General features: G+C 60.1%; 27 protein-coding genes and 1 pseudogene. 6 read left to right on the plus strand and 22 right to left on the minus strand.

What is annotated here, in order from left to right:
• Positions 1-23: 23 nt before the first annotated feature.
• The 11 genes from XMD517_RS08440 to folK form a co-directional block, all read right to left on the minus strand.
• Positions 24-356, minus strand: coding sequence for a DUF1491 family protein (locus XMD517_RS08440; protein ID WP_173485889.1), 333 nt, complete (start codon positions 354-356; stop codon positions 24-26).
• On the minus strand, positions 353-1,258 hold the full coding sequence (gene era / locus XMD517_RS08445; RefSeq protein WP_173485890.1) for a GTPase Era: 906 nt from the start codon (positions 1,256-1,258) through the stop codon (positions 353-355). Before era ends, XMD517_RS08440 begins: the two co-directional genes overlap by 4 nt.
• Positions 1,255-1,941, minus strand: coding sequence for a ribonuclease III (gene rnc, locus XMD517_RS08450; RefSeq protein ID WP_173485891.1), 687 nt, complete (start codon positions 1,939-1,941; stop codon positions 1,255-1,257). Before rnc ends, era begins: the two co-directional genes overlap by 4 nt.
• Positions 1,938-2,717 carry a signal peptidase I gene (lepB, locus tag XMD517_RS08455; RefSeq protein ID WP_173485892.1) on the minus strand — a complete coding sequence of 260 codons (780 nt, stop codon included), beginning with the start codon at positions 2,715-2,717 and terminating at the stop codon, positions 1,938-1,940. The genes rnc and lepB overlap by 4 nt, the downstream gene beginning before the upstream one ends.
• A 54-nt stretch (positions 2,718-2,771) precedes the next feature.
• Positions 2,772-3,194, minus strand: a complete 423-nt coding sequence (gene acpS, locus XMD517_RS08460) for a holo-ACP synthase (RefSeq protein ID WP_173485893.1) — start codon at positions 3,192-3,194, stop codon at positions 2,772-2,774.
• Entirely contained in the window at positions 3,191-3,814 is a 624-nt protein-coding gene (locus XMD517_RS08465) for a LysE family transporter (protein WP_173485894.1), read from the minus strand. The genes acpS and XMD517_RS08465 overlap by 4 nt, the downstream gene beginning before the upstream one ends.
• Positions 3,811-4,563 carry a pyridoxine 5'-phosphate synthase gene (locus XMD517_RS08470; RefSeq protein ID WP_173485895.1) on the minus strand — a complete coding sequence of 251 codons (753 nt, stop codon included), beginning with the start codon at positions 4,561-4,563 and terminating at the stop codon, positions 3,811-3,813. The genes XMD517_RS08465 and XMD517_RS08470 overlap by 4 nt, the downstream gene beginning before the upstream one ends.
• A 33-nt stretch (positions 4,564-4,596) precedes the next feature.
• On the minus strand, positions 4,597-5,244 hold the full coding sequence (locus XMD517_RS08475) for a DUF2062 domain-containing protein (protein ID WP_173485896.1): 648 nt from the start codon (positions 5,242-5,244) through the stop codon (positions 4,597-4,599).
• Between the two features lie 45 nt (positions 5,245-5,289).
• Positions 5,290-7,398 carry a bifunctional (p)ppGpp synthetase/guanosine-3',5'-bis(diphosphate) 3'-pyrophosphohydrolase gene (locus XMD517_RS08480; RefSeq protein ID WP_368493338.1) on the minus strand — a complete coding sequence of 703 codons (2,109 nt, stop codon included), beginning with the start codon at positions 7,396-7,398 and terminating at the stop codon, positions 5,290-5,292.
• A gap of 69 nt (positions 7,399-7,467) precedes the next feature.
• Complete coding sequence (rpoZ, locus tag XMD517_RS08485; RefSeq protein WP_173485898.1) at positions 7,468-7,824, minus strand: DNA-directed RNA polymerase subunit omega; 357 nt, start codon at positions 7,822-7,824, stop codon at positions 7,468-7,470.
• A gap of 91 nt (positions 7,825-7,915) precedes the next feature.
• Positions 7,916-8,494 (minus strand): 2-amino-4-hydroxy-6-hydroxymethyldihydropteridine diphosphokinase, encoded by a 579-nt coding sequence (folK, locus tag XMD517_RS08490; protein ID WP_173485899.1) that lies wholly within the window; start codon positions 8,492-8,494, stop codon positions 7,916-7,918.
• A gap of 116 nt (positions 8,495-8,610) precedes the next feature.
• Here folK and XMD517_RS08495 point away from each other — a divergent pair, with 116 nt between their 5' ends.
• From XMD517_RS08495 to rnhA, 4 genes are all read left to right on the plus strand, one after another.
• Positions 8,611-9,171, plus strand: a complete 561-nt coding sequence (locus tag XMD517_RS08495; protein WP_173485900.1) for an NYN domain-containing protein — start codon at positions 8,611-8,613, stop codon at positions 9,169-9,171.
• A gap of 155 nt (positions 9,172-9,326) precedes the next feature.
• Positions 9,327-10,286, plus strand: a complete 960-nt coding sequence (gene ispH / locus XMD517_RS08500) for a 4-hydroxy-3-methylbut-2-enyl diphosphate reductase (protein ID WP_173485901.1) — start codon at positions 9,327-9,329, stop codon at positions 10,284-10,286.
• A 15-nt stretch (positions 10,287-10,301) separates the two neighbouring features.
• Positions 10,302-10,889 (plus strand): class I SAM-dependent methyltransferase, encoded by a 588-nt coding sequence (locus tag XMD517_RS08505; protein WP_173485902.1) that lies wholly within the window; start codon positions 10,302-10,304, stop codon positions 10,887-10,889.
• Between the two features lie 17 nt (positions 10,890-10,906).
• Positions 10,907-11,359 carry a ribonuclease HI gene (gene rnhA, locus XMD517_RS08510; protein ID WP_173485903.1) on the plus strand — a complete coding sequence of 151 codons (453 nt, stop codon included), beginning with the start codon at positions 10,907-10,909 and terminating at the stop codon, positions 11,357-11,359.
• A 45-nt stretch (positions 11,360-11,404) separates the two neighbouring features.
• On the opposite strand, the gene XMD517_RS08515 is transcribed toward rnhA, so the two are convergent.
• The 5 genes from XMD517_RS08515 to def (XMD517_RS08535) form a co-directional block, all read right to left on the minus strand.
• On the minus strand, positions 11,405-12,115 hold the full coding sequence (locus XMD517_RS08515) for a hypothetical protein (RefSeq protein ID WP_173485904.1): 711 nt from the start codon (positions 12,113-12,115) through the stop codon (positions 11,405-11,407).
• Positions 12,116-12,181: 66 nt separating this feature from the next.
• Entirely contained in the window at positions 12,182-12,418 is a 237-nt protein-coding gene (locus XMD517_RS08520; protein ID WP_173485905.1) for a GlsB/YeaQ/YmgE family stress response membrane protein, read from the minus strand.
• A gap of 110 nt (positions 12,419-12,528) precedes the next feature.
• Complete coding sequence (fmt, locus tag XMD517_RS08525; protein ID WP_173485906.1) at positions 12,529-13,428, minus strand: methionyl-tRNA formyltransferase; 900 nt, start codon at positions 13,426-13,428, stop codon at positions 12,529-12,531.
• A 59-nt stretch (positions 13,429-13,487) separates the two neighbouring features.
• On the minus strand, positions 13,488-13,991 hold the full coding sequence (gene def / locus XMD517_RS08530) for a peptide deformylase (RefSeq protein ID WP_173485907.1): 504 nt from the start codon (positions 13,989-13,991) through the stop codon (positions 13,488-13,490).
• A gap of 2 nt (positions 13,992-13,993) precedes the next feature.
• Positions 13,994-14,521, minus strand: a complete 528-nt coding sequence (gene def / locus XMD517_RS08535; RefSeq protein ID WP_055187771.1) for a peptide deformylase — start codon at positions 14,519-14,521, stop codon at positions 13,994-13,996.
• A 287-nt stretch (positions 14,522-14,808) separates the two neighbouring features.
• Here def (XMD517_RS08535) and XMD517_RS08540 point away from each other — a divergent pair, with 287 nt between their 5' ends.
• Both XMD517_RS08540 and XMD517_RS08545 read left to right on the plus strand, forming a co-directional pair.
• Complete coding sequence (locus tag XMD517_RS08540; protein ID WP_173485908.1) at positions 14,809-16,005, plus strand: MalY/PatB family protein; 1,197 nt, start codon at positions 14,809-14,811, stop codon at positions 16,003-16,005.
• Positions 16,006-16,109: 104 nt separating this feature from the next.
• Complete coding sequence (locus XMD517_RS08545) at positions 16,110-16,652, plus strand: murein L,D-transpeptidase family protein (protein ID WP_173485909.1); 543 nt, start codon at positions 16,110-16,112, stop codon at positions 16,650-16,652.
• 92 nt (positions 16,653-16,744) lie between these two features.
• On the opposite strand, the pseudogene XMD517_RS08550 reads toward XMD517_RS08545, so the two are convergent.
• From XMD517_RS08550 to cbiE, 6 genes and pseudogenes are all read right to left on the minus strand, one after another.
• Positions 16,745-17,104 (minus strand): annotated as a pseudogene (locus XMD517_RS08550) (NUDIX domain-containing protein); the annotation flags it as partial.
• Between the two features lie 44 nt (positions 17,105-17,148).
• Entirely contained in the window at positions 17,149-17,502 is a 354-nt protein-coding gene (locus XMD517_RS08555; protein WP_173486335.1) for a hypothetical protein, read from the minus strand.
• Positions 17,503-17,677: 175 nt separating this feature from the next.
• The gene (gene cobM, locus XMD517_RS08560; RefSeq protein WP_173485911.1) at positions 17,678-18,469 is read right to left on the minus strand and encodes a precorrin-4 C(11)-methyltransferase; all 792 of its coding nucleotides are present in this window, start codon (positions 18,467-18,469) and stop codon (positions 17,678-17,680) included.
• Entirely contained in the window at positions 18,466-20,265 is a 1,800-nt protein-coding gene (cobJ, locus tag XMD517_RS08565) for a precorrin-3B C(17)-methyltransferase (RefSeq protein ID WP_173485912.1), read from the minus strand. Before cobJ ends, cobM begins: the two co-directional genes overlap by 4 nt.
• Positions 20,256-20,957, minus strand: a complete 702-nt coding sequence (gene cobI, locus XMD517_RS08570; RefSeq protein ID WP_173485913.1) for a precorrin-2 C(20)-methyltransferase — start codon at positions 20,955-20,957, stop codon at positions 20,256-20,258. The genes cobJ and cobI overlap by 10 nt, the downstream gene beginning before the upstream one ends.
• A complete protein-coding gene (gene cbiE / locus XMD517_RS08575) occupies positions 20,954-22,153 on the minus strand; it encodes a precorrin-6y C5,15-methyltransferase (decarboxylating) subunit CbiE (protein ID WP_173486336.1) in 1,200 nt (399 codons plus the stop codon). Before cbiE ends, cobI begins: the two co-directional genes overlap by 4 nt.
• Positions 22,154-22,159: the final 6 nt, after the last annotated feature.

Genomic DNA, 22,159 nt, shown 5'->3' on the forward strand with positions numbered 1-22,159 from the left:
CAAAACCCGTTGGAAACGATCCCTCAGTCGATCAATCCCGGCTCATCCAACAGATGCCGCCCGGATTTATCTTCCACTTCAATCACCCAAAGGTCAGGATCAAAACTCTTCTGACGGGAAAGAGCGGCATCCACATCCCGCTCCTCTCCTTCCGACAACACCACCCAGGCACGTTCACCGGTTATCAGATCAAAACTGCGCTGATACGCGACGGCCCGGCCGTCCAGCGTGTTCAGTTTGACCAGAACAGCCCCCGCGGTCACGTCCCCTTTCCGGGTCACAAACGCGGGGATGCCCGCAAGACGGAGGCGGGTCAGATAAGCCGATACCCAGACATCCGCGGTCAGCCGCGTCACGCGTTGCCGTCCTTGAAATCAAGCCCCATCTCAGAGTAGCGCTCTTTTTCCTCAAGCCAGTTCGGACGCACCTTCACCTGCAAAAACAGATGCACCTTGCGTCCCATGAACTCTTCCAGCTCCGCACGCGCCGCCTGGCTCACCGCTTTGATGGTCTCACCGCGCTTGCCCAGCACAATCCCCTTGTGCCCGTCCCGCATCACGTAAATCACCTGATCCACGCGGGCCGATCCGTCCTTGCGCTCTTCCCAGTTCTCAGTCTCCACCGTCATCTGATAGGGCAATTCCTGATGCAGGCGCAGGGTCAGTTTCTCACGGGTCATCTCAGCCGCGATCATCCGCATCGGCAGATCGGCAATCTGATCTTCGGGGTAGAGCCATGGCCCGTCCGGCAGCTCGCCCGCCAGCCATTCGCGCAGCGCAACAACCCCGTGGCCTTTCTCGGCCGAAATCATGAAGGTTTCCGCAAAATCATACCGTTCATTGAGGTCTTGGGTCAGCGCCAGAAGCACTTCGGATTTCACCTTGTCGATCTTGTTGATCGCCAACGCCACGGTGCGGCCTTGTGCAATCTCTTCCAGACCTTCAAGGATCTTTTCCACCCCTTCGGTCACACCACGATGCGCCTCGACCAGAAGCACAACGATATCCGCATCCGCAGCGCCGCCCCAGGCCGCGGCAACCATGGCGCGGTCCAGGCGTCTGCGCGGACGAAAGAGGCCCGGCGTATCCACAAAAACGATCTGCGCCTCACCCTCGATGGCAACCCCGCGAATACGCGCGCGGGTGGTCTGCACCTTATGGGTCACAATCGACACTTTTGCCCCCACCATCCGGTTGGTCAGCGTCGATTTCCCGGCATTCGGCTCGCCGATCAGGGCGACAAATCCAGCTTTGGTCATTTTGAACTTTCCAGCGCCGTCAAAAGCGCTTTGGCAGCGGCCTGTTCGGCCATGCGTTTCGAATTGGCGCGGGCCTGCGCCGTTTTGCCGTTCTCAAGCTGCGCTTCGATGGTGAATTCCGGCGCGTGATCCGGCCCTTCGCGTGCAATCTCGACATATTTTGGCGGGGCCAGTTTTCTGGCCTGTGCCCATTCCTGCAACGAGGTCTTGGCATCGCGCGCATCTGCCTCGACCTTGCCGATCCGCTCCCCCCAGAGGCGCAGCACCATATCACGGGCGACCTCGAACCCGGCGTCACGATAGACCGCAGCGATCACGGCTTCCATCGCGTCGCCCAAAAGCGCCTGCTTGCGCCGCCCGCCGGTCTTCTGCTCGGACCGACCAAGTTTCAGCACATCACCAAGGCCCACTTCGCGGGCCACATCCGCGCAGCATTCCTTGCGCACCAAGGCGTTGTAGCGCGGCGCCAGCACACCTTCCGCAGCCTCGGGATCATCTTCCAGCAGACGTTCGGCCAGCACAAGGCCCAGCACCCGGTCCCCCAGAAACTCCAGCCGCTGGTTGTCCGGCCGGGTGCGCGACGAGATCGACCCATGCGTCAGCGCACGGATCAGCAGCTCGGGGTCTTTGAACTCATGCCCGATGCGACCTTCGAAGGCCCGGAGATCCGCCGACAGTTTCACTCGATTGCCTTGAAGAAGCGATCAGACCGCCAGGTCCAGAAATAAACCAGCCGTTTGCCTGCCGCCGAGAACATGATGCGATCGGCCCGCCCCAAAAGATACTCAAACGGCACCATGCCCACGCCGCCAGCATTCTGGCTGACACGGCTGTCGGTCGAGTTGTCGCGGTTGTCCCCCATGAAGAAGAAATGCCCATCCGGCACGGTGAACACATTGGTGTTGTCCAGACGGCCCGTCCCGACGTTCAACACGCTGTGTTTCACGCCATTGGGAAGCGTTTCGATGCTGCGCTGCTTCTCGCAGACACCGCCCAGACCAACCGGCGCGTTTGAACAGCGCGGAACGGTTGCAAACCGTCCCTGGGTCGCCTTGATCTCCGTAAAGATCCCATCGGGTTCCTGCGGAGCTTCGACCCCGTTGATGAAGACAATCCCGTTCTTGATCTGGATCTTGTCCCCCGGCAGGCCAATCAGGCGTTTGACATAGTCGGTGCCGAGGGTCGGATGGCGAAACACAACCACATCCCCGCGCTCTGGCTCTGACCCCAGGATCCGACCGGAAATCGGGCAGATGCCAAACGGGCAGGAGTATTTGGAATAGCCATAGGCCATCTTGTTCACAAAGAGGAAATCACCGATCAGCAGGGTGTCTTTCATCGACCCGGTCGGGATCCAGAATGGCTGAAAGAACAGGGTGCGGAAGACACCCGCGATGATCAGCGCCCAAAAGATGGTCTTGATGGTCTCAAAGATGCCATCGGGTTTTTTCTCGGCCATGTGGTCCTGCCTGTAAATTGGTTGGGGGCGTTGTGGTCGCTAAGGGGAAAAGAGTCAAGTTTCGCCGGGCGGCACGCCGCCTGTCGGCCGTGCTTCGATCACAACAAAGGCCTGCGCCCATGGATGATCATCGGTGAGGGTGAGGTGCAGGATGGCCTCATGCCCCTCAGGCGTCATCTCGTCCAGACGTTCCCTGGCCCAGCCCGTGACCTCCATCACCGGCTGCCCGGTGCCAAGGTTCGACACCGCCATGTCCCGCCATGAGATCCCCATGGAAAGCCCGGTGCCCAGCGCCTTGGAACACGCTTCTTTCGCGGCCCAGCGTTTGGCCAGCGTGCCCGCCTCATCGCGGCGCCTTGCGGCCTTGGCCAGCTCACGTTCAGTAAAGACGCGGTTGCGGAAGCGATCCCCGAACCGCTCCAGCGTGGCCTGAATGCGATCAATATTCGCAAGGTCGGTTCCGATTCCCAAAATCATTCTGGCCGCACCGTCAGGATTTTCAGCCCTGCCGCGCCAAACAGCCCGGCAAAAGCCAGCTCAAACCCGCGGCGGGCGGACCGATAGACCCGCACGGCGGCGGGGGTCGAGAACAGCAAGGCATAACCGATAAAGACCAGAATACCGCCGCTATAAAGAAAGCCGAACATGCCGATGATCTGGGACATGGATGCGGAGGGTGGCAGGATGATGGAAAACACCGCCCCCCAGGACAGGATCGCCTTGGGATTGGTCAGATGGACCAACGCCCCTTTTCTGAACGCTGAGAGATGTGTCCCGCCCGCGATTGCTCCGTCGATCAGCACCTTATGCGAAAACGCCGATCTGAGTGATTTCAGTGCCAGGTAAAGCAGGTAGGCCGCACCGGCATATTTGATCACGGAGAAAAGCCAGACATGGGCCAGCATCAAGGCCCCCATGCCAAAGGCAGCGGCGAGCCCCCAGAAAGCGCCCCCTGTCAGGATACCAGCCGCAAAGGCGAGCGCCTTTGTGCGCCCCTGGTTCATAGCGGTCGCCGCAATGCCAAGGGTTGCCGGGCCCGGGGACGCCCCGGCCAAGACCCAGCCGAACCAGATCAGGAGCAGTTCAAACCCGGTCACGCGCGCGCCCAATCCATCAGTTTGCGCATCTCGGCCATCGCCTCTGGCAGGCCGCGGAAAATCGCTTCACCGATCAGAAAATGGCCGATATTGAGCTCCATCACCTCGGGCATTTCGGCGATGGGTTGGACAGTTTCATAGGTCAGACCATGGCCCATATGCACCTCAAGCCCAAGGGAATGAGCAAGCTGCGCACCCTCGCGCAGGCGGGCAAGCTCGGCGTCGCGTTCCTCAAACCGGCCTTCATTGTGGAAATCGCAATAGGCGCCGGTATGCAGCTCAACCACAGGCGCCCCGATCCGGGCAGCGGCGCGGATCTGCGCCTCTTCGGCACCGATAAACAGCGAAATCCGCGACCCCGCATCGCGCAGCGGCGCGATATATTCCGCCAGGCGGTTGTCCTGCGCCGCAACCTCAAGCCCGCCTTCAGTGGTCAGCTCTTCACGTTTTTCCGGCACGATGCAGACCGCATGCGGCTGGTGTTTCAGCGCAATTGCCTGCATTTCATCGGTCGCGGCCATTTCGAAATTCAGCGGGATCGACAGCACATCCATCAGGGCGCCAATATCATCGTCCAGAATATGGCGACGGTCTTCTCGCAGATGGGCGGTGATCCCATCGGCCCCGGCCTCCTGCGCCAGAAGGGCGGCGCGCACCGGATCAGGATAGGTCCCGCCACGCGCATTGCGCAGGGTGGCTACGTGGTCGATATTCACGCCAAGGCGTAGTTTGCTGCTTGCGTCGGACATGTCGCGCTCCTCAATCTGGATTCGCGCCAAGTGTTACCTGATTTCGTCCTTATCGCCAGCCCGGGAAATCCGTTCGGCCAGCCGTTTTTCATATCTTGCCTTGAGCTTCTTGATCCGGCGACGCTGATAGGCGTGGATCAGCGGGTTCGACAGGAAGTAGCCCACCAGCCCGGCCAGAACACCCGGCGCAATCCCTCCCACCAAATAGGGCAGAAACACCCGGTGATAGAAATAGTTGAACTGCGACCAGTCCCAATCTGCCCCGGTGAAGATGGCAAAGAAATTTGATCCGATATCACTGGTGGCCCCGCCAAAAGCGGCCATGACTGCGGGCAGGTGGATGCTTTGCGGTGATCCCAGCATGGTATTGCCCAGGCTGAGGGACAGCTCTGCAATCAGCGGAAAGGTCACAGGGTTGCCCACAAAGGTTGCCAGAAGTGCCGCCAGAATATTGCCGCGCATGATCCAGGCAAGCGTGGCGGCGATGACAAAATGCAACCCGAACAGCGGCGTAAAGCAGGTGAACACCCCCGCTGCAATCCCACGGGATATCCGATGCGCCGGATCCGGCAGGCGACGCACGCGGTGGATCACATAACGTGCCGCCCGATACCACCCTCCGCGCGGGTAAAAGAACTCTGCCACAATCCGCAGGTAGGAACGTGGGTTTCTTTTGAACAAGGCGGGCCCCTTTCAGGCTGGCGGTTTAAGATGGCGGCGGCCGCATCACGGTTTGCGATCAAGATCCCTGTAACGTTTGATAGAGGCCACGTCGCTGTCAGCTTCGAGCACCAGCATAACGGCATGCAAATGTTCAATATCGCGTAAATCCACATCCACAAGCAGGCGGTAGAAATCCGGCTTGCGATCAAGGAACTTCAGGTCCGAGATATTGGCCTTCTGCTCACCGATCAACGTGCAAATGCGCCCAAGCACGCCTGCATCATTGGAAATGGTCATTTTCAGGCTGACAGTGTGGATCGGCGGGTGGTTTCCCGGCGCCCATTGCAGGTCAACCCAGCGCGAGCTCTCATCCTCCAGCTCACCCAACGCGTCACAGTCAATGGCATGCACCAGCACCCCTTTGCCCCGATAGGTGATGCCGACGATCCGTTCCCCCGGCACCGCCTGACAGCATTGCGCGCGCTTGAACGCCTGCCCGGTTTCCAGCCCCACGACAACCGCGTCTCCGTCGATCATGTCTTCGGTTTCGCTGGCTTCGGGATACAGGATATGCAGCACGTCCCGGGCTTGCAGCTCAGCCGATCCAAGCCGCGCCAGAAGCTCGACCTCACTGTCGAGCCGCAGCTGCTTGGCAGCCGTCATCAGGGCGCGATCGGTCACTTTGCGCCCAGCACTTTCAAAGGCCACGCGGGCCAGCTCACGACCCAGGCGGACAAACCGCTCACGGTCTTCGCTGCGCAGGGATTTGCGAATGGCGGCCTTGGCGCGCCCGGTGACCACGATGTCGATCCAGGTGGCCTGCGGTGTCTGCCCCTCGGCGGTCATGATCACCACCGACTGACCGTTCTTGAGGCGGCTCCAGAGCGGCACGCGGATACCATCGACCTTGGCGCCGACGCAGCGGTCCCCGATCCGGGTGTGAATGGCATAGGCAAAATCAAGCGGCGTCGCCCCGCGCGGCAGTTTCACCACTTCCCCTTTGGGGGTGAAACAGAACACCTGGTCCGAATACATTTCGAGCTTCACATGCTCGAGGAACTCATCATGATCATCGGCGGTTTCAAACCGTTCGGTCAGAGAGGCAATCCATTTCGCCGGGTCCACCGCAAAGGGGTTTTCCACCCGCTGCCCGTCCCGGTAGGACCAATGCGCCGCCACACCGGTTTCGGCAACTTCGTGCATCTGCTGGGTGCGGATCTGCACCTCAACCCGTTTGCCATCACGCCCCGACACCGTGGTGTGGATCGAGCGATAACCGTTTGACTTGGGCTGGCTGATGTAATCCTTGAACCGGCCCGGAATGGCGCGCCAGCGCTGGTGCACCACCCCCAGCACACGATAGCAATCCGCCTCATCCAGCGTGACCACGCGAAAGCCGTAGATGTCAGAAAGGCGCGAAAACCCCTGATCCTTCTCCTGCATCTTGCGCCAGATCGAAAAGGGTTTCTTCGCCCGGCCAAAGGCTTCGGCCAGAATGCCGGCCACGGCCAGTTCGTGGCGCAGGTCACCGGTGATCTTCTCGATCACATCGCCGCTTTCCTTCTGCAGCCGCAGGAAACGGCGCATGATTGAGCTGCGCCCTTCGGGATTGAGCACATGAAACGCCAGATCCTCCAGCTCTTCACGCATCCATTGCATCCCCATGCGACCGGCCAGCGGCGCGTAGATATCCATGGTTTCGCGGGATTTCTGCACCTGTTTGTCCGGGCGCATCGCACGGATCGTGCGCATATTGTGCAGACGGTCGGCCAGCTTGACCAGAATGACCCGCATGTCTTTTGACATTGCCATGAACAGTTTGCGGAAATTTTCCGCCTGTTTGGTCTCAGAGCTGGAAAGCTGCAGATTGGTGAGCTTGGTCACGCCATCCACCAGTTCGGCCACCTCGCGGCCAAACATTTCGGCCACCGCAGTATAGGTCGCGCCGGTGTCTTCGATCGTGTCATGCAAGAGGGCCGTGATGATGGTTGCATCATCCAGCTGCATATCCGCCAGGATTTCCGCCACTTCGAACGGATGGGTGAAATAGGGATCACCCGAATGGCGATACTGGCCGTAATGTTCCTGCGCGCCGAATTCAAACGCCGCGCGGATCAGTTTCGAATTGGATTTCGGATTATAGGTGGCGATCCTGTCGATCAGGCCATCAATCTCGAGATGTTCAAGCTCTTCTTGCCAGCTCGCCACCGATGTCTACCCCGTAACCCCGTAAGACCGCAATCAGCCCTGGCCTTGCGCTTCCATCAATGCGCGCAGCAGCTTTTCTTCCGACATATCGTCGTCTTCCGGCTTGTCGGCGGCCTCGGCTCCCATCAGAAGCGCCATCTGGTCTTCTTCCGGTTCGTCCACTTCGATCTGGGTCTGGTGGCTTTCGATCATCCGCTCGCGCAGCTCGTCGGCGGTCTGGGTCTCGTCTGCAATCTCGCGCAGGGAAACAACAGGGTTTTTGTCGTTGTCGCGATCCACCGTGATTTCGGCACCTGCCGAGATCTCGCGGGCGCGATGCGACGCGAGCATTACCAGTTCAAACCGGTTCGGGACCTTATCAACGCAATCTTCGACCGTAACGCGGGCCATGTGCAGCTCCATTCCTTGCAAGGGGATGTGAACCGCCTGTTTAGGGGGTGGCCTGCCGCTTTACAAGCCGAAAGTGGGGGATACAGGGGGCTCAGCCGAGTTCAATTGGCACAATTTCGGCTTTTTCAGCGTCCGGCAGCGCCTCACAAAGCTCCGTCACGGTCTTTCCCAGCAACGGGTGGCACCAGTCGGGTGCGATATCCAGTAAGGGAATCAGCACGAACCCCCGGTCCTGCAGCCGCGGATGGGGCAAGACCAACTGGTCAGGCGCCTGACGTTTCTGCACCTCAAGCGGCAGCTCGATCCACTCACGCAGCACCTCCGGGTTCGGCGCAATTGTCTCTCCGCTGGCCAGCAGGTCAATGTCCAGGCTGCGTGGCGCCCAGCGTGAGGGGCGCGTCCGACCGAACATGGCCTCCACCTCGTGAAACAGTTCCAGCAACACGCGGTCTGACAACGGGCTTTGCACCTCGATCGCTGCATTGACGAAATCCGGTCCCGCGCCCGCCGGGAAACAGGGCGTGCGGTAGAATCGGCTGATTGCATTGATTCGGACGCCTTCACCTTCTAGTTGCAAAATGGCGTCCCGAACCAACCCATGAGATAATGCCAGATCGGAACTGGTGTTACTTCCAAGCGCCACGAGGCGTTTTATGCTATACTTACCCAAAAGTGCTCCTTGCAGCGTCCGATTCTTACCTTAGATTGCACATCATACTTCGTTGACAGCTACTCACATTATCACTCACGGAATTGTTGGCGAAGTAAAATTGGAAAGGACATTAAATGTTTTATCGCGACGAACGGCTTGCGCTGTTCATCGATGGTTCGAACCTGTATGCGGCTGCAAAATCTCTCGGGTTTGACATCGATTACAAACTTCTTCGCCAGGAATTCATGCGCCGCGGCAAACTTCTGCGCGCATTCTACTACACTGCCCTTTTGGAGAATGACGAGTATTCGCCGATCCGGCCGCTCGTGGATTGGCTGCATTACAACGGCTTCTCCATGGTGACCAAACCGGCCAAGGAATACACGGACTCGATGGGTCGCCGGAAGGTCAAAGGCAATATGGACATTGAGCTGACGGTGGATGCGCTGGAATTGGCGGATCATATCGACCACGCGGTTCTGTTCTCCGGGGATGGGGATTTCAAACCGCTCGTGGCCGCCCTGCAACGTAAAGGCGTGCGTGTTTCGGTCGTTTCGACCATCCGCAGCCAGCCGCCGATGATTGCCGATGAACTGCGCCGCCAGACCGATAATTTCATCGAACTGGACGAGTTGAAAGACGTGATCGGCCGCCCCCCACGCGAATTTGACCGTGACGGGCCGAGCGAGGACTGATCCGATACGAATTCAACAAAAAGCCGGGGCCAGCGCCTCGGCTTTTTTGTTGCCCCTTTCCTGCACCGGGGAATTGCGGCACAACGGATACAACTGCGGGGGACGCAACTGCGGGCGGCCCCGCACCCCCACCGCCAAACCGGACGAGCGCCACCATGACCACAGACACCAAGCCAGACCTCACCCTTTACCTCGCAGCCCCCAACGGGTTTTGCGCAGGCGTTGATCGCGCCATCAAGATCGTCGAAATGGCGATCGAGAAATGGGGCGCGCCGATCTATGTGCGCCATGAAATTGTGCACAATAAATTCGTGGTGGACGGGCTGCGGGCAAAAGGCGCGGTGTTTGTCGAAGAGCTGGAAGATTGCCCCGATGATCGCCCGGTGATCTTTTCTGCCCATGGCGTGGCCAAATCCGTGCCCGAAGAGGCGACCCGGCGCGAAATGGTCTATGTCGACGCCACCTGCCCACTGGTCAGCAAGGTGCATATCGAGGCGGAACGGCATTTTGAAAACGGGTTGCAAATGGTGATGATCGGTCACGCGGGCCACCCGGAAACCATCGGCACAATGGGGCAATTGCCCGACGGCGAAGTGCTTCTGGTCGAAACCGCCGAAGACGTGGCCACGCTGGAACCGCGTGATCCCGAACAGCTGGCCTATATCACCCAGACCACCCTGTCAGTGGATGACACCGCCGGCATTGTCGCCGCCCTGCGTGACCGTTTTCCGGCCATTATCGGACCCCATAAGGAAGACATCTGCTATGCCACCACAAACCGCCAGCATGCGGTCAAGGCGGTGGCGCCAAAAGTGGACGCTCTTCTGGTGATCGGGGCGCCCAACAGCTCCAACTCGCGCCGTTTGGTTGAGGTCGCCAAGGCCAATGGCTGTGACTATTCGATGCTGGTGCAACGCGCGTCAGAGATTGACTGGCGTTCGCTCGAAGGGGTCCGCGCCGTGGGCCTCACCGCTGGCGCCTCGGCCCCGCAAGTTCTGGTCGACGAGGTGATCACCGCCTTTCAGGATCGTTTCAACGTGCAGGTCGAGCTGGTTGAAACCGCGCAGGAAAACATCGAGTTCAAAGTGCCCCGCGTCTTGCGAGAACCCGCATAGGACAGAGGGCGGACCTTGGCAGAAGATCCCCAGACCCTCAGCGTTTACGACAGCCAATCGGCTGAATATGAGGCTCGGGTGGCGGCAAAAGACACACCGGGCTTGAAGGATTTCATCGCCGCCATGCCGGCGGGTGGGCGCGTGCTGGATCTGGGATGCGGTCCCGGACTGGCCGCAAAAACCATGCTGGAGCATGGGCTTGAGGTCGATGCCGTTGACGGTTCCTCAGCCATGGTGACCCGAGCCATCGCGCGGGGCGTGCCAGCCCGCCAGGCCCTATTTCACGAAATCACCGGCACCAATTGCGTTGACGGGATTTTTGCCAATTTCAGCCTGCTGCACCTGCCCCGGTCGGCGTTTCCGAACATGCTGCTCCGCCTGCGACACCTCCTGAAAGCCCAAGGGATCTTGCATATCGGGATGAAGCTCGGCGATGGAGAGAACCGCGATCGTCTGGGGCGGTTTTACAGCTATTATCAGCCTGACGAACTGGATCAGCTGTTGACCTTGGCCGGGTTTACACCCATCACCCGCATTCTGGGAACGGGTGCCGGTCTGGACGGCTGGTCGTCCGAATGGATTGTCATCCACGCAAGACGCTGAGGAAAGGGATCACGCAGATGGCCGAGTTTTTTGCCTATACCGATGGTGCCTGCTCTGGCAATCCCGGCCCCGGAGGCTGGGGAACCCTGCTGCAAGCCAAGGAGGGGGACACGGTCGTCAAGGAACGTGAACTCAAGGGCGGAGAGGCGCTGACCACCAACAACCAGATGGAGCTTATGGCCGCCATCATGGCGCTTGAGACCTTGGGCAAGCCCTGCGCGATCACCGTCGTGACCGACAGCCAGTATGTGAAGAACGGCGTGACCGGCTGGATCCACAGCTGGAAGAAGAACGGGTGGAAAACCGCAGCCAAAAAACCGGTGAAGAACGCCGAACTGTGGCAGCGCCTGGACGCGGCACAGGCCCGCCACCATGTCACCTGGCAATGGGTCAAGGGCCATGCAGGCCACCCGGAAAACGAACGCGCGGATGAGCTGGCCCGCGCGGGCATGGCCCCGTTCAAAAAATGACCACCTGCCCACCGGAAAACGGGTCCCCGAAAGCGTTCGACCTCATCAAAACTCCATCCAGATCCCGATATTGAGTTTGCCGGATGATTGCGGAGCAACCTCTTCGCTCCATTCAACCTGCACATGCCGGCCAGCACTGTATTCCCAGGCAACAGACGGCAGCAGCTTGACATAGACATTGTGCGGGTCGGCAAACGCATCCACCGACATCATTGCCAGGAACCGATCATGTGGCTTCAGCCCGGCCTGGGCAATCACACCGAAAGCTGCCCCCTTCCCCTCTGCCGCCAATTCGATCCGGGCCGAAGCATCAAGCCACCCGCCACCAAACCGCGTCTCAAACCCACGTCCGATATGAAAGCTCGGGACAAATGTCAGGTGATCTTCCTGCAAATCAGCAAGCGTAAACCCCAAGGCTTTTTGCCATGCCCCCCCGGGTGGGAAATGCCAGCGCGCAAAAACTTCGACATCGCTGATGGACATCTCCATACCCGTATAATTGGAATAATCGACGTAAATATTGCCCTCAACCTTGCCACCCAGCGTCCACTGATCGGTCAGCCCGTATTCGAGATAGGTGGACAGGGTGGGATAGGTCAGCCAATTGCCCCATTCCTGACTGCCGGACATGGCGACAAAAAACGTCCCCTTTTCGCGTGGCCATGCGCCGGACATGGCTGCAGGCGCCTGCAGCAGGCTGATCAGCACAACCAGAGCCAATGTCAGACTGGCGCGGAGGGGGGCCTTGAAGAACATACCGCCAGACTGTCTCAACGATGGTTAACACCCGGTTAACCTGCGTTAAGATTGGTCATATCCAGATCATCGCCTGAAATAGGTCTTGTAAATCCACAACACGACCAGAGCCCCCAGGATCGCCCCGACAAATCCAGCCGCCATCCCAAACAGCGCCGCCAACCCGCGCAGGATCAACCCACCAACCAAGGCACCGAGCACCCCAATGGCAATGGTGGTCGGAACATCTGCCTGCACCCCCATCAGACGCGTGGCAATGAACCCGGCGGCAACACCGAAAATGATCAGAAACAATATGCTCATGACGGATATATGGGGGGAAGGTGCCCCGTCTTAAAGACACACTCTGAAAACTAGTTTTCTAGTTTTCTAGTTTTCTAGTTTTGAAAAATCTTGGCCACGGAACCGGATCATCAACCCAGTTTTTCAGGAAGCTCCACCCCTCTCAGGAAATCGGCAGCTTGCATCGGCTTCTTGCCGGGGCGCTGGGCACGGGTAATCTCTACCGCCCCTTCACCACAGGCGATGGTCAAACCGTCCAAAATCTGCCCGGGCGCGCCCTGTCCATCCGCCAAACGCGACGACAGCAGCTTTACCTGCTCACCATTCATCTCGCATTTTGCACCGGGAAACGGCGAAAGGCCGCGGATCAGGCGATCCACCTCTATGGCCGGGCGGGTCCAGTTCACCCGCGCCTCTTCCTTCAGGATCTTTTCCGCATAGATAACCCCCTCGTCCGACTGCACTTCCGGCGAGAGTTTATCCAGTTGAGACAGCGCCTTAACGATCATCTGCGCCCCCAGCGGCGCAAGACGGTCATGCAATTGCAGCGTGGTCTCCTCATCCCCAATGGGGATGGCTTCCCGCAAGAGAACCGGCCCCGTATCCAGGCCAGCTTCCATTTGCATAATGCAAATCCCAGTTTCCGCATCCCCAGCCATGATTGCCCGGTGGATCGGCGCAGCCCCACGCCAGCGCGGCAAAAGCGATGCGTGAATATTCAAACACCCGTTCTGAGGCGCATCCAAAACTGCCTGTGGCAAGATCAACCCGTAAGCCACCACAACCGCAACATCCGCGTTCAATGTGGCGAAGTCATTTTGTTCCTGCGCCCCTTTCAGCGACACCGGATGGCGCACCTCAAGTCCCAGCTCCGATGCCCGTGCGTGCACCGGCGTGGGGCGGTCTTTCTTGCCCCGGCCCGCCGGGCGCGGGGGCTGGCAATAAACCGCGACAATGTCATGACCAGCCTCGACCAGCGCCTCAAGAACAGGGACGGAAAACTCCGGGGTTCCCATGAAGATTACGCGCATTGTTTCTCTCCTTCAGGCGGCAAGATCCGGCAGGCGACAAGGTCGGGGTGAACACACCGTCAGCGGAGCTTTTTCGACTTTCGCACCAGCATGTCCCGCTTCATCTTCGACAGGTGGTCAAAATACATTTTACCGTTGAGGTGGTCGATCTGGTGCTGCACCGAGGTAGCCCAGAGATGCACGAAATCGCGCTCCTCCACCTCTCCTGCCGCGTTCATAAATCTTACCGTAACCGCCCGAGGCCGGTCGATTTCCGCCCAGACGCCGGGCAGGTTCGGACTGCCTTCCTGATGGGTGCGCAACTGGGTCGAGGCATGCAGGATCTCGGGATTGGCCATGCGGATCGCCTGCCCCCGTTCATCCGACGCATCCACCACCGCCAACCGAAGGGGGATCCCAAGCTGTGGCGCGGCCAGCCCGACGCCGGGCATCGCATCCATTGCAAAGATCATCTCGTCCCAGATGGCGCTGATCTCATCGGTGATCTCAGTGACAGGGGCCGCAACACTGCGCAGCACCTTGTTTGGCCACATCACATAGGGTCGGTGCGAGGTCACGGCCATGCTCAGGCCTTGCCCCGCGCAATATCGCGTTTCAGCTTCTGCATTTTGCGTGTGATCATCTGACGTTTGAGCGGCTTGAGGTAGTCGATGAACAGCTTGCCATCGAGGTGGTCGATCTCGTGCTGAACACAGGTTGCCCACAACCCGTCAAAATCCCGCTCCTGCACATTGCCATCCATATCCAGCCAGCGCACCCCAACCTCTTTCGGGCGTGTCACTTCCGCAAACTGATCCGGGATCGACAGGCAGCCCTCTTCATAGACATTCAACTCGTCCGAAGCGCGGATGATCTCGGGGTTGAACATCACGGTTGGCTGAGCGGGTTCGTCGTCATCCCGCACACAATCCATCACGATCAGCCGTTGCAAGATGCCGATCTGCGGCGCGGCCAGGCCGATGCCCGGCGCGTCATACATGGTTTCCAGCATGTCCTGTGCCAGCACGCGCAGCTCGTCCGAGAGGTCCGGAACGGCATCGGCGACTTTCTTCAGACGCGGATCAGGGTGAATGAGAATATTACGCAGTGTCATAAGGGGGATTTAGGGCAAGCCGGGCTGGCGTGCAATGGCCGGGTGGGGGGCAATTGACCTGACAACGGACAGAAACACCCCTTTTCAGACCTTCCCTCGGCCCGCCCCCGCTTGCGCAGCTGGTGAAGCCGCTCAAGCGTTTCGAAATTAGCTTAAGACGTAGGTGTTTCGAAACGCCCACAACATCAATGGGTTCCATGCGTTTCGCGCCAAGCTTTTGTTGCAAGCTTGGCGCGAAACGATTTAACGTGCCTCGGAACAGAAAACCAGACAATGGATATCCCGCGATGACCACCGCACAGACCGCTCCCAACGCTTTTGACACGATGATTGATCGTCGTGGCACCCATTGCTCGAAATGGGACAAGATGGAGAAGCTTTTCGGTGTGCCGGCTGAGGATGGGTTGGCAATGTGGACAGCCGACAGCGACTTTGCCACTGCGCCTTGTGTGATCGAGGCCATTCGCAAGGCCGCAGATCACGGCGTTTTCGGCTATTCCTGGGACCATCCCGATTACCTGAATGCCGTGGCATGGTGGATGAAAACCCGGCACAACTGGGACGTGGACCCGGATTGGGTGCTCACCTCACAAGGGTTGGGAAACGCCATTGCACTCTGCCTGCAAACCTGGACGGAACCGGGTGATGGGGTGGTGATCTTCACCCCGGTCTATCACGAATTTGCACTGAAGATCGGCAAGAACGGGCGCAAGGTGGTGGAATGCCCGCTGATGCGCGACGGTGATACCTATGTTCTGGATCTGGAGGATGCGCAATCGCGCCTGACCGGCGATGAGCGCATGATCATCTTCTGCTCGCCGCAGAACCCTTCGGGCCGGGTCTGGACCGCCGAGGAACTGAGGGATGTGGCGGATTTTGCCGCGCGCAATGATTTGATGCTTGTCTCGGACGAAATCCATCAGGATCTGGTCTACGACGGGCACACCCATGTCCCCACAGCCGTGGCCGCCCCCGAAGCCCTGCCCCGCCTGATCACCCTGTCAGCCGCATCAAAGACCTTTAACATCGCCGGGCAGCGAACCGGCAACATGATTATCCCCGACCCTGATCTGCGCCAGACCATGCGCAAGCGCCTGTCGGCACTGGACTATGGCGCGGCGATGTTGTCGGTGGACATGATCACTGCCGCCTATTCACCGGACGGGGCGAACTGGGTGGATCAGCAGCTGGTGCACCTGACCCGCAACCGTGAGATTTTCGACACGGGAGTGAATGCCATCCCCGGTGTGCGGTCGCTGCCATTGCAGTCGACATATCTGGCCTGGGTCGATTTTTCCGGCACCGGCATGACCCATGACGAGGTGATTGCCCGCATTCGGGATGAGGCCCGGATTGCCGTCAGCCCCGGCCCGAGCTTTGGCACGGGCGGAGAGGGGTTCCAACGTGTCAACCTCGCCACCCAAAGCGCACGGGTGGAAGAGGCCGTGTCGCGCCTGCAACGCGCGTTTTCGGATTTGCAATAAGCCCGGCGACCCAGCCCTGCCCCACTCGGCAAATCCCTGCCCGTGCATGACAGCCGGTCCGGAACCTGCTTGCGCTGATCAGGGTCCCGCGCGAGCTTGGCACCATGCGCCACCTCGCCCGCCTCTTTTCGCGCCTGACCCTGCTTGCGGTGATTGCCCTCATTGGGGTGATCCTGTGGGACAGGTTCGCGCCCCCGCCCGCCCCCCCGCTGATGGAACCGATTTCCGGACAGATCGACCGGATTTTGGTGGAGAAAGCTGCGCGGAAAATGACTGTGTTCCGGGAGGGCGAAGCCCTGCGAACCTATCGGATTGCCCTGGGATTTACCCCGGAAGGTGACAAGGAGGTCGAAGGTGATGGCAAGACCCCGGAAGGCCTGTTTCGCATCAATCGCCGCAATCCAGGCAGCGCATATCATCTGTCACTGGGCATTGATTACCCGCAGCCAGAGGACATCTCGCACGCACGATCCATGGGAAAAAGCCCCGGCGGCGACATCTTCATCCATGGACAACCCAACGGCGTGGGACGGCTTGTCACCTTACCCGGAGACTGGACCGCAGGCTGTATTGCCGTGTCGGACGCGGAAATTGAGGAATTGTGGTCCATTACGCCGGATGGGACCGAGGTGGAAATTCGGCCCTGATCCGGCGTTTGAGGGCGCATGATATGAACCCGAAGGGGCTTTGCCCCTCTGCGCATACGCGCATTCACCCCAAGGTATTTGGGCAAGGAAAATCAGGCGCGCGGAATTTGCAGGAGCGGATCCGGGTTCGACTGGAGGAAGGTGAGATCCACCTCACGCAGCATGCGTTTCTGGCCGGGAAAGCTAACGCGGGAAATAGCCCGTTCGCTTGAAAGCCAGGCGTAATCTGAATGGTCCTTGTTGAGCCGCATCTCAGCCCCCTTGGGGACAATTGCCACAAAGACGGGTGCGATCACGACCTGATCGGTCCAGGGTTCGTAGAATTGTTCACAGGTATCTGCGTTGTAAAAAGCCAACGGGCTCAGACCGGTTTCTTCATTCAACTCGCGCAACGCAGCAGCCCAAGCGGTTTCTCCCGGCCTTATCACACCCCCGAAGACCCGCCACTGAGACCAAACAGGGGCGCAGGCGGGGGGCTGCTGCGTCTACAGCAATGCTACGCTTCTTTGGTGATCAGCCCAACAGGCGCGTTGTCCTCACGCGCGAAATCCAGCGGGGCGTGGTCATGGGCCTCAGCCTTACGCTTGAATTCATATTTCATCTGGCCATCCTCTTCTTCCGAAGCGACAATCAGGCATTGATAGAGGTGGCGGGTGCCATCATAGAGGTCAACCAGCCCACGCAGATGCGGGGCACGTGCGACGTCCAGGGAAAAGCCGGTTTCCCAGAATTTCAACACGGGAAACACTTCTTCATTCACCCGTATACGCAGGCGTGATTTCTTTTTCAGATCGCGCTTGCGGGCGGCTTCCAGGCCGTCGCGCACTTCCTGAGGCAAAAATTCCAGCATGTTCCATCTCCCATCGCGTTGGTTAATCATGGCACGGGATATGTAACGGTCAAGTTAACCTTTTGTCAGATTGGGTATTTTTTCAAATTATCCACAGCGCGTTACATCGAAGCCCGCAACAAGAAACGGCGCAGGCATGCCCGCGCCGTTTCTTGCATTTCAAAGCGTGACCCAATCAGGTGTTGTTGTCTTCCACCAGATCCACACCCACCACAGGGCGCAGCACATGGGGGATGGATGGATCATAAAGCGCGCTATCCTTGAAATCGCGCGCGGAGTTGAGGGCGGGGCCCACGAGGATCAGCGCGGTGCGGGTGATCTTTTCAGCCCGCACTTTCTTGCGGATATCGGCAATGGTGCCACGGATCAGCATCTCATCCGGCCAGCCCACGCGATAGGCAACCACCACCGGACAATCCGCACCATAGTAAGGGGTCAGCACGCGCTCAATCTCACGCATATTGCGCACGGCGAGGTGAATGGCGAGCGTGGCCCCGGTCTTGGCGAAGTTCTCCAGCGTTTCCCCTTCGGGCATCGAGGTCGACTGCATCGACATCCGTGTGAGCACAATCGACTGGGCAATCTCGGGGATGGTGAGTTCCTGCCCCAGTGCCGCCGCGGCGGCTGCGTAGGCGGGCACACCCGGGATGACCTTGTAGTCGATCCCGTCTGCTTTCAGGCGGCGGATCTGTTCGGCAATCGCCCCGTAAAGCGAAGGGTCGCCGGAATGCACACGGGCTACATCTTCACCGCGCGCGTGCGCAGCTTTGATTTCGGCGTGGGTGTCGTCCAGCGTCATGGGCGCGGTGTCCATGACCTTTGCCCCTTCGGGCGCACAGGCCACAACCTGCGGCGGCACCAGAGACCCTGCATAGAGGCACACCGGGCATTCGCCAATGATGCGCTGCGCTTTCAGGGTCAGAAGCTCGGGATCGCCGGGGCCTGCCCCAATGAAATAAACGGTCATGACAGATCTCCATCAATGCGGCGGGCATAGCCGCGCGGGGTAAACATACGCGGGCCTTCGCCCAGCTGCGCCAGACGCGAGTTCGACGAGCCCACCAGCACCACGGTCAGCATATCGACCTCGTCCACCTGCAATTCGTCCAGACGGCGATAGCGGATGTTTTCGGTCGGGCGACCAAGGTTGGACGCCAGCATCACGGGCGTATCTGCCGGGCGGTGCTTCAGCAAGATGTCGCGGGCTTCGGCCAACAGGGTGCGGCGCTTCATCGAGACGGGGTTGTAGAAAGCGATCACGAAGTCGCCCTCGGCGGCGGCATGCAGACGCTTTACGATATCCTCGCGATGGGTCAGCAAATCCGACAGCGAAATGGCGCAGAAATCATGGCCCAGCGGGGCACCAGCCCGCGCAGCCGCCCCTTGCAGAGCGGACACGCCCGGGGTGGACACCACTTCGACCCGACGCGCGGCATCACTCACGCCCTTCTCATCTTCTGAACGGTCCAGGAGTTCATAGACCAGCGCACCCATCGCGTAGATGCCCGCGTCACCCGAACAGACCAGCGCCACGTTCTTGCCTTTGCCCGCCTGCTCCAACGCGTAACGGCAGCGATCTTCCTCGCCACCCAGCGGAAAGTCGGACCGGGTTTTGCCCGCGGCCAACGGGCCGATCAGGTCGATATAGAGGCCATAGCCCACCAGTTCTTCGGCTTCTTGCAGCAGGTGGCTGGCTTCCGGTGTGCGCCATGTGTGCTGACCCGGCCCGATTGAGACGATGGACAGCTTGCCACGGGTGCGGCCGCGCATCTCGGTGATCGGTGCGGGTGCGCGAGCAATGGCGCAGGTGGTGTTGGCGGTTTTCACCTTCTCAACGACCAGTTCGGCGTCCGGACCAGCCGCGGCCAGCGCCGCGCCTTCCGACACGCCATGACAGCCGACCTCTTCAAACACGACGTCCGAGGGGGTGGCTAGACGCGCGGTTTCGGCCTCCAGTTCTTCGGCGGAGAACACGCGGAAGGGCACACCCAGACGGCGGGCCAGATCGTTCATCGCCAGTTCGTCGGCCTTCAGGTCCAGCGAAGTCACGCAGGCAATCGCTTCGGGGGCGATATTTGCAGCGGTCAGCTGTTCGGACACGTTCTGCCACAGCTCTTCAGGATCTGCGTTGCGCGCACAGCCCACGCCCAGTGTGAAACGTTGCGGATGGTAGGCCAGACGGGTCGGGCCGGTCTCAACCGGCGCTTCTGACACAACCAGCTCGACCGAGCCACCTGCGTCTTCGATGTCAAAAATGTTCTCGCCCACGATGGACACGCCAGCGCCGGACAAGAGCTCTGCCATGGCTTCTTTGGCGTCTTTCTGGTTCGCCAGACGATAGCCCACGGGCGGCTCATCCAGCGCCACGCCCATCGACACGTCACCGGCGGTGGTCACGGCAGCGGTCGCGCCAATTTCAGCGGCAATCTGGCTGGCCAGACGGTTGGCGCCACGATGCCCGCCCAAAAGCGGCAATACGGCGGATCCGTCATCGGCCACGGCCACAACGGGCGGTTCCGCCAGCTTATTGGCCAGAATGGGGGCAACCGCGCGGATCAGGATACCGGCCGCACAGACACCCACAACCGGCGTGCCAGCAGCAAACAGCATCCGCACATGATCCAGCGCATTTGGGAAAAACGCATCAGCCTTTTCCACACGACCTTCACGCCCATGGACCTGAGCCCCCAACAGGGCGGCAACCTTATGGGCCAGAGGCTCTCCAGAGGCATTCAGGCAAATTACAACAGGCGTTACAGCCATGGATCGGTTCCTTTCGCAAGCAGGATCATCGAGAAATAGGGCGCCTTTTCGGGGGCCTCGGACAGGGGCAGCACCACCTCTTCAGGCAGAGAGGCGCGTTCCACGTAAGTGGCTTTGTCGGTGAGGCCGAGATCGGCAATCACCGCACGAATTTTTTCAAGATGGCGGCCGACCTTCATGATCGCCACCGACTCCGCGCCTTCAATCCGCGACCGAAGTTCAGCTTCATCCAGCGGGCCGGGCAGCACGGTCAGGCGTTCGTTGCGGGCAACCAAGGGCTTCTGCGCCCGGGCGGCCACGGTGGTGATCGAGGTCACGCCGGGCACGATCTCGCAGTCGAAGCGATCCGACAGGCGGGCAAAAAGATACATGAACGAGCCGTAGAAAAACGGGTCGCCCTCACACAGCACGACAACATCGTCGCCCGCCGCCAGACGCTCAGCGATCTGCGCCGCGCCCGCGTCATAGGCGGCCTGCGCCGGGCCACGTTCAACCGTCATCGGCACCGGGATACGGATCTCATCTGTGCCCTCGGCGATCAGATCCGCGGCGATCGAACGCGCAAAGCTGTTGCCACATTCCAAAGCCGGATAGGCCACCACCTTGGCCGCCGCAATCAGCCGCGCGGCCTTCAGCGTCATCAGCTCGGGGTCGCCCGGGCCGAGGCCGATCCCGTAAAGGGTTCCGTTCATCTTTTGATCAGGCTCCATTGTGTGACCGGGCGCAGCGGTTTCCAGCCGGATAGCGGCCCGAGGGCTTCGGCACGTTCCACCGAGAGTTTCACCAGTTGGCCACCATGTTTCTTGTGCAGCGCGGTCAGGCACATCTCACTTTCAATGGTGACCGCATTGGCAACCAGACGCCCCAGCGGGCGCAGCGCCGCCCAGGCGGCGTCAAAGGTTTCCTCGGTCAGGCCACCGCCGATGAACACTGCATCCGGCGCGTCGAGACCGTCCAGCGCGGCGGGGACCATCCCGTCCACCAGTTCCAAGCGCGGAACACCCAACGCCAGCGCGTTTGCTGCGGCCATGGCACGGCGTTCGGGTTTGGGTTCGATCCCGATGGCACGGGCATAGCGCGCACCGCGCATCCATTCGACCGCAACCGAACCGCAACCGGTGCCAATATCCCACAGCAAAGCGCCACGCATCGGCATGAGTTTTGCAATCGTAACCGCGCGCACCTCTTGTTTGGTCATGGTGCCGTCGGATTGAAACAGCTCATCCGCCAGACCCGGCACGCGGGGCAGCAGCGCCGCATCCGGGGCGGCGATACAGTCCACCGCCAGCGTGTTGAAGGCGGGCACGTCATGGTTCCAGCTTTCGGCCAACCCATCAAACCGCGCTTCTTTCTCGCCACCCATATGTGCGAGCACGGTCATGCGCGATTTGCCAAAGCCACGCTCGGTCAGGAACCTGGCGATCTGTTCGGGTGTTTCCGCCCCGGTGGTCAGGATCAACAGGCGCGCATCGGGCTGAATGAAGGCAATCATCTGCTCAACCGGGCGACCATGCACGGTGAGCGTTTCGAGATCCGCCATCGACCAGCCCATCCGCGCTGCCGCCAGCTGGAAGGCACCGACCTGCGGGTGATAAACGATCTCGGCCGGATCAAGGTGACGCCCGATCTTGGCCCCGACTGAAAACCAGAGCGGATCGCCCGAGGCAAGCACCGCCACGGTCTGCCCGCGCCGCGCCTCCAATTCGCCGATCAGGGCGTCAAAAGGAGAGGGCCATGCGAGGCGCTCGGCTTTGGTGTCGAGCATCTCGTGATGGCGTTTGCCCCCGACGATCACATCGGCAGCTTCGATCACCGCACGGGTGGCCGGGGTCAGACCGTCCAGCCCATCTTCACCGATGCCGATGATGTGCAGCCAGGGCTGAGGGATCTCGGG

It is taken from the genome of Aliiroseovarius sp. xm-d-517, assembly GCF_013283135.1.
Lineage (GTDB): Bacteria > Pseudomonadota > Alphaproteobacteria > Rhodobacterales > Rhodobacteraceae > Aliiroseovarius > Aliiroseovarius crassostreae.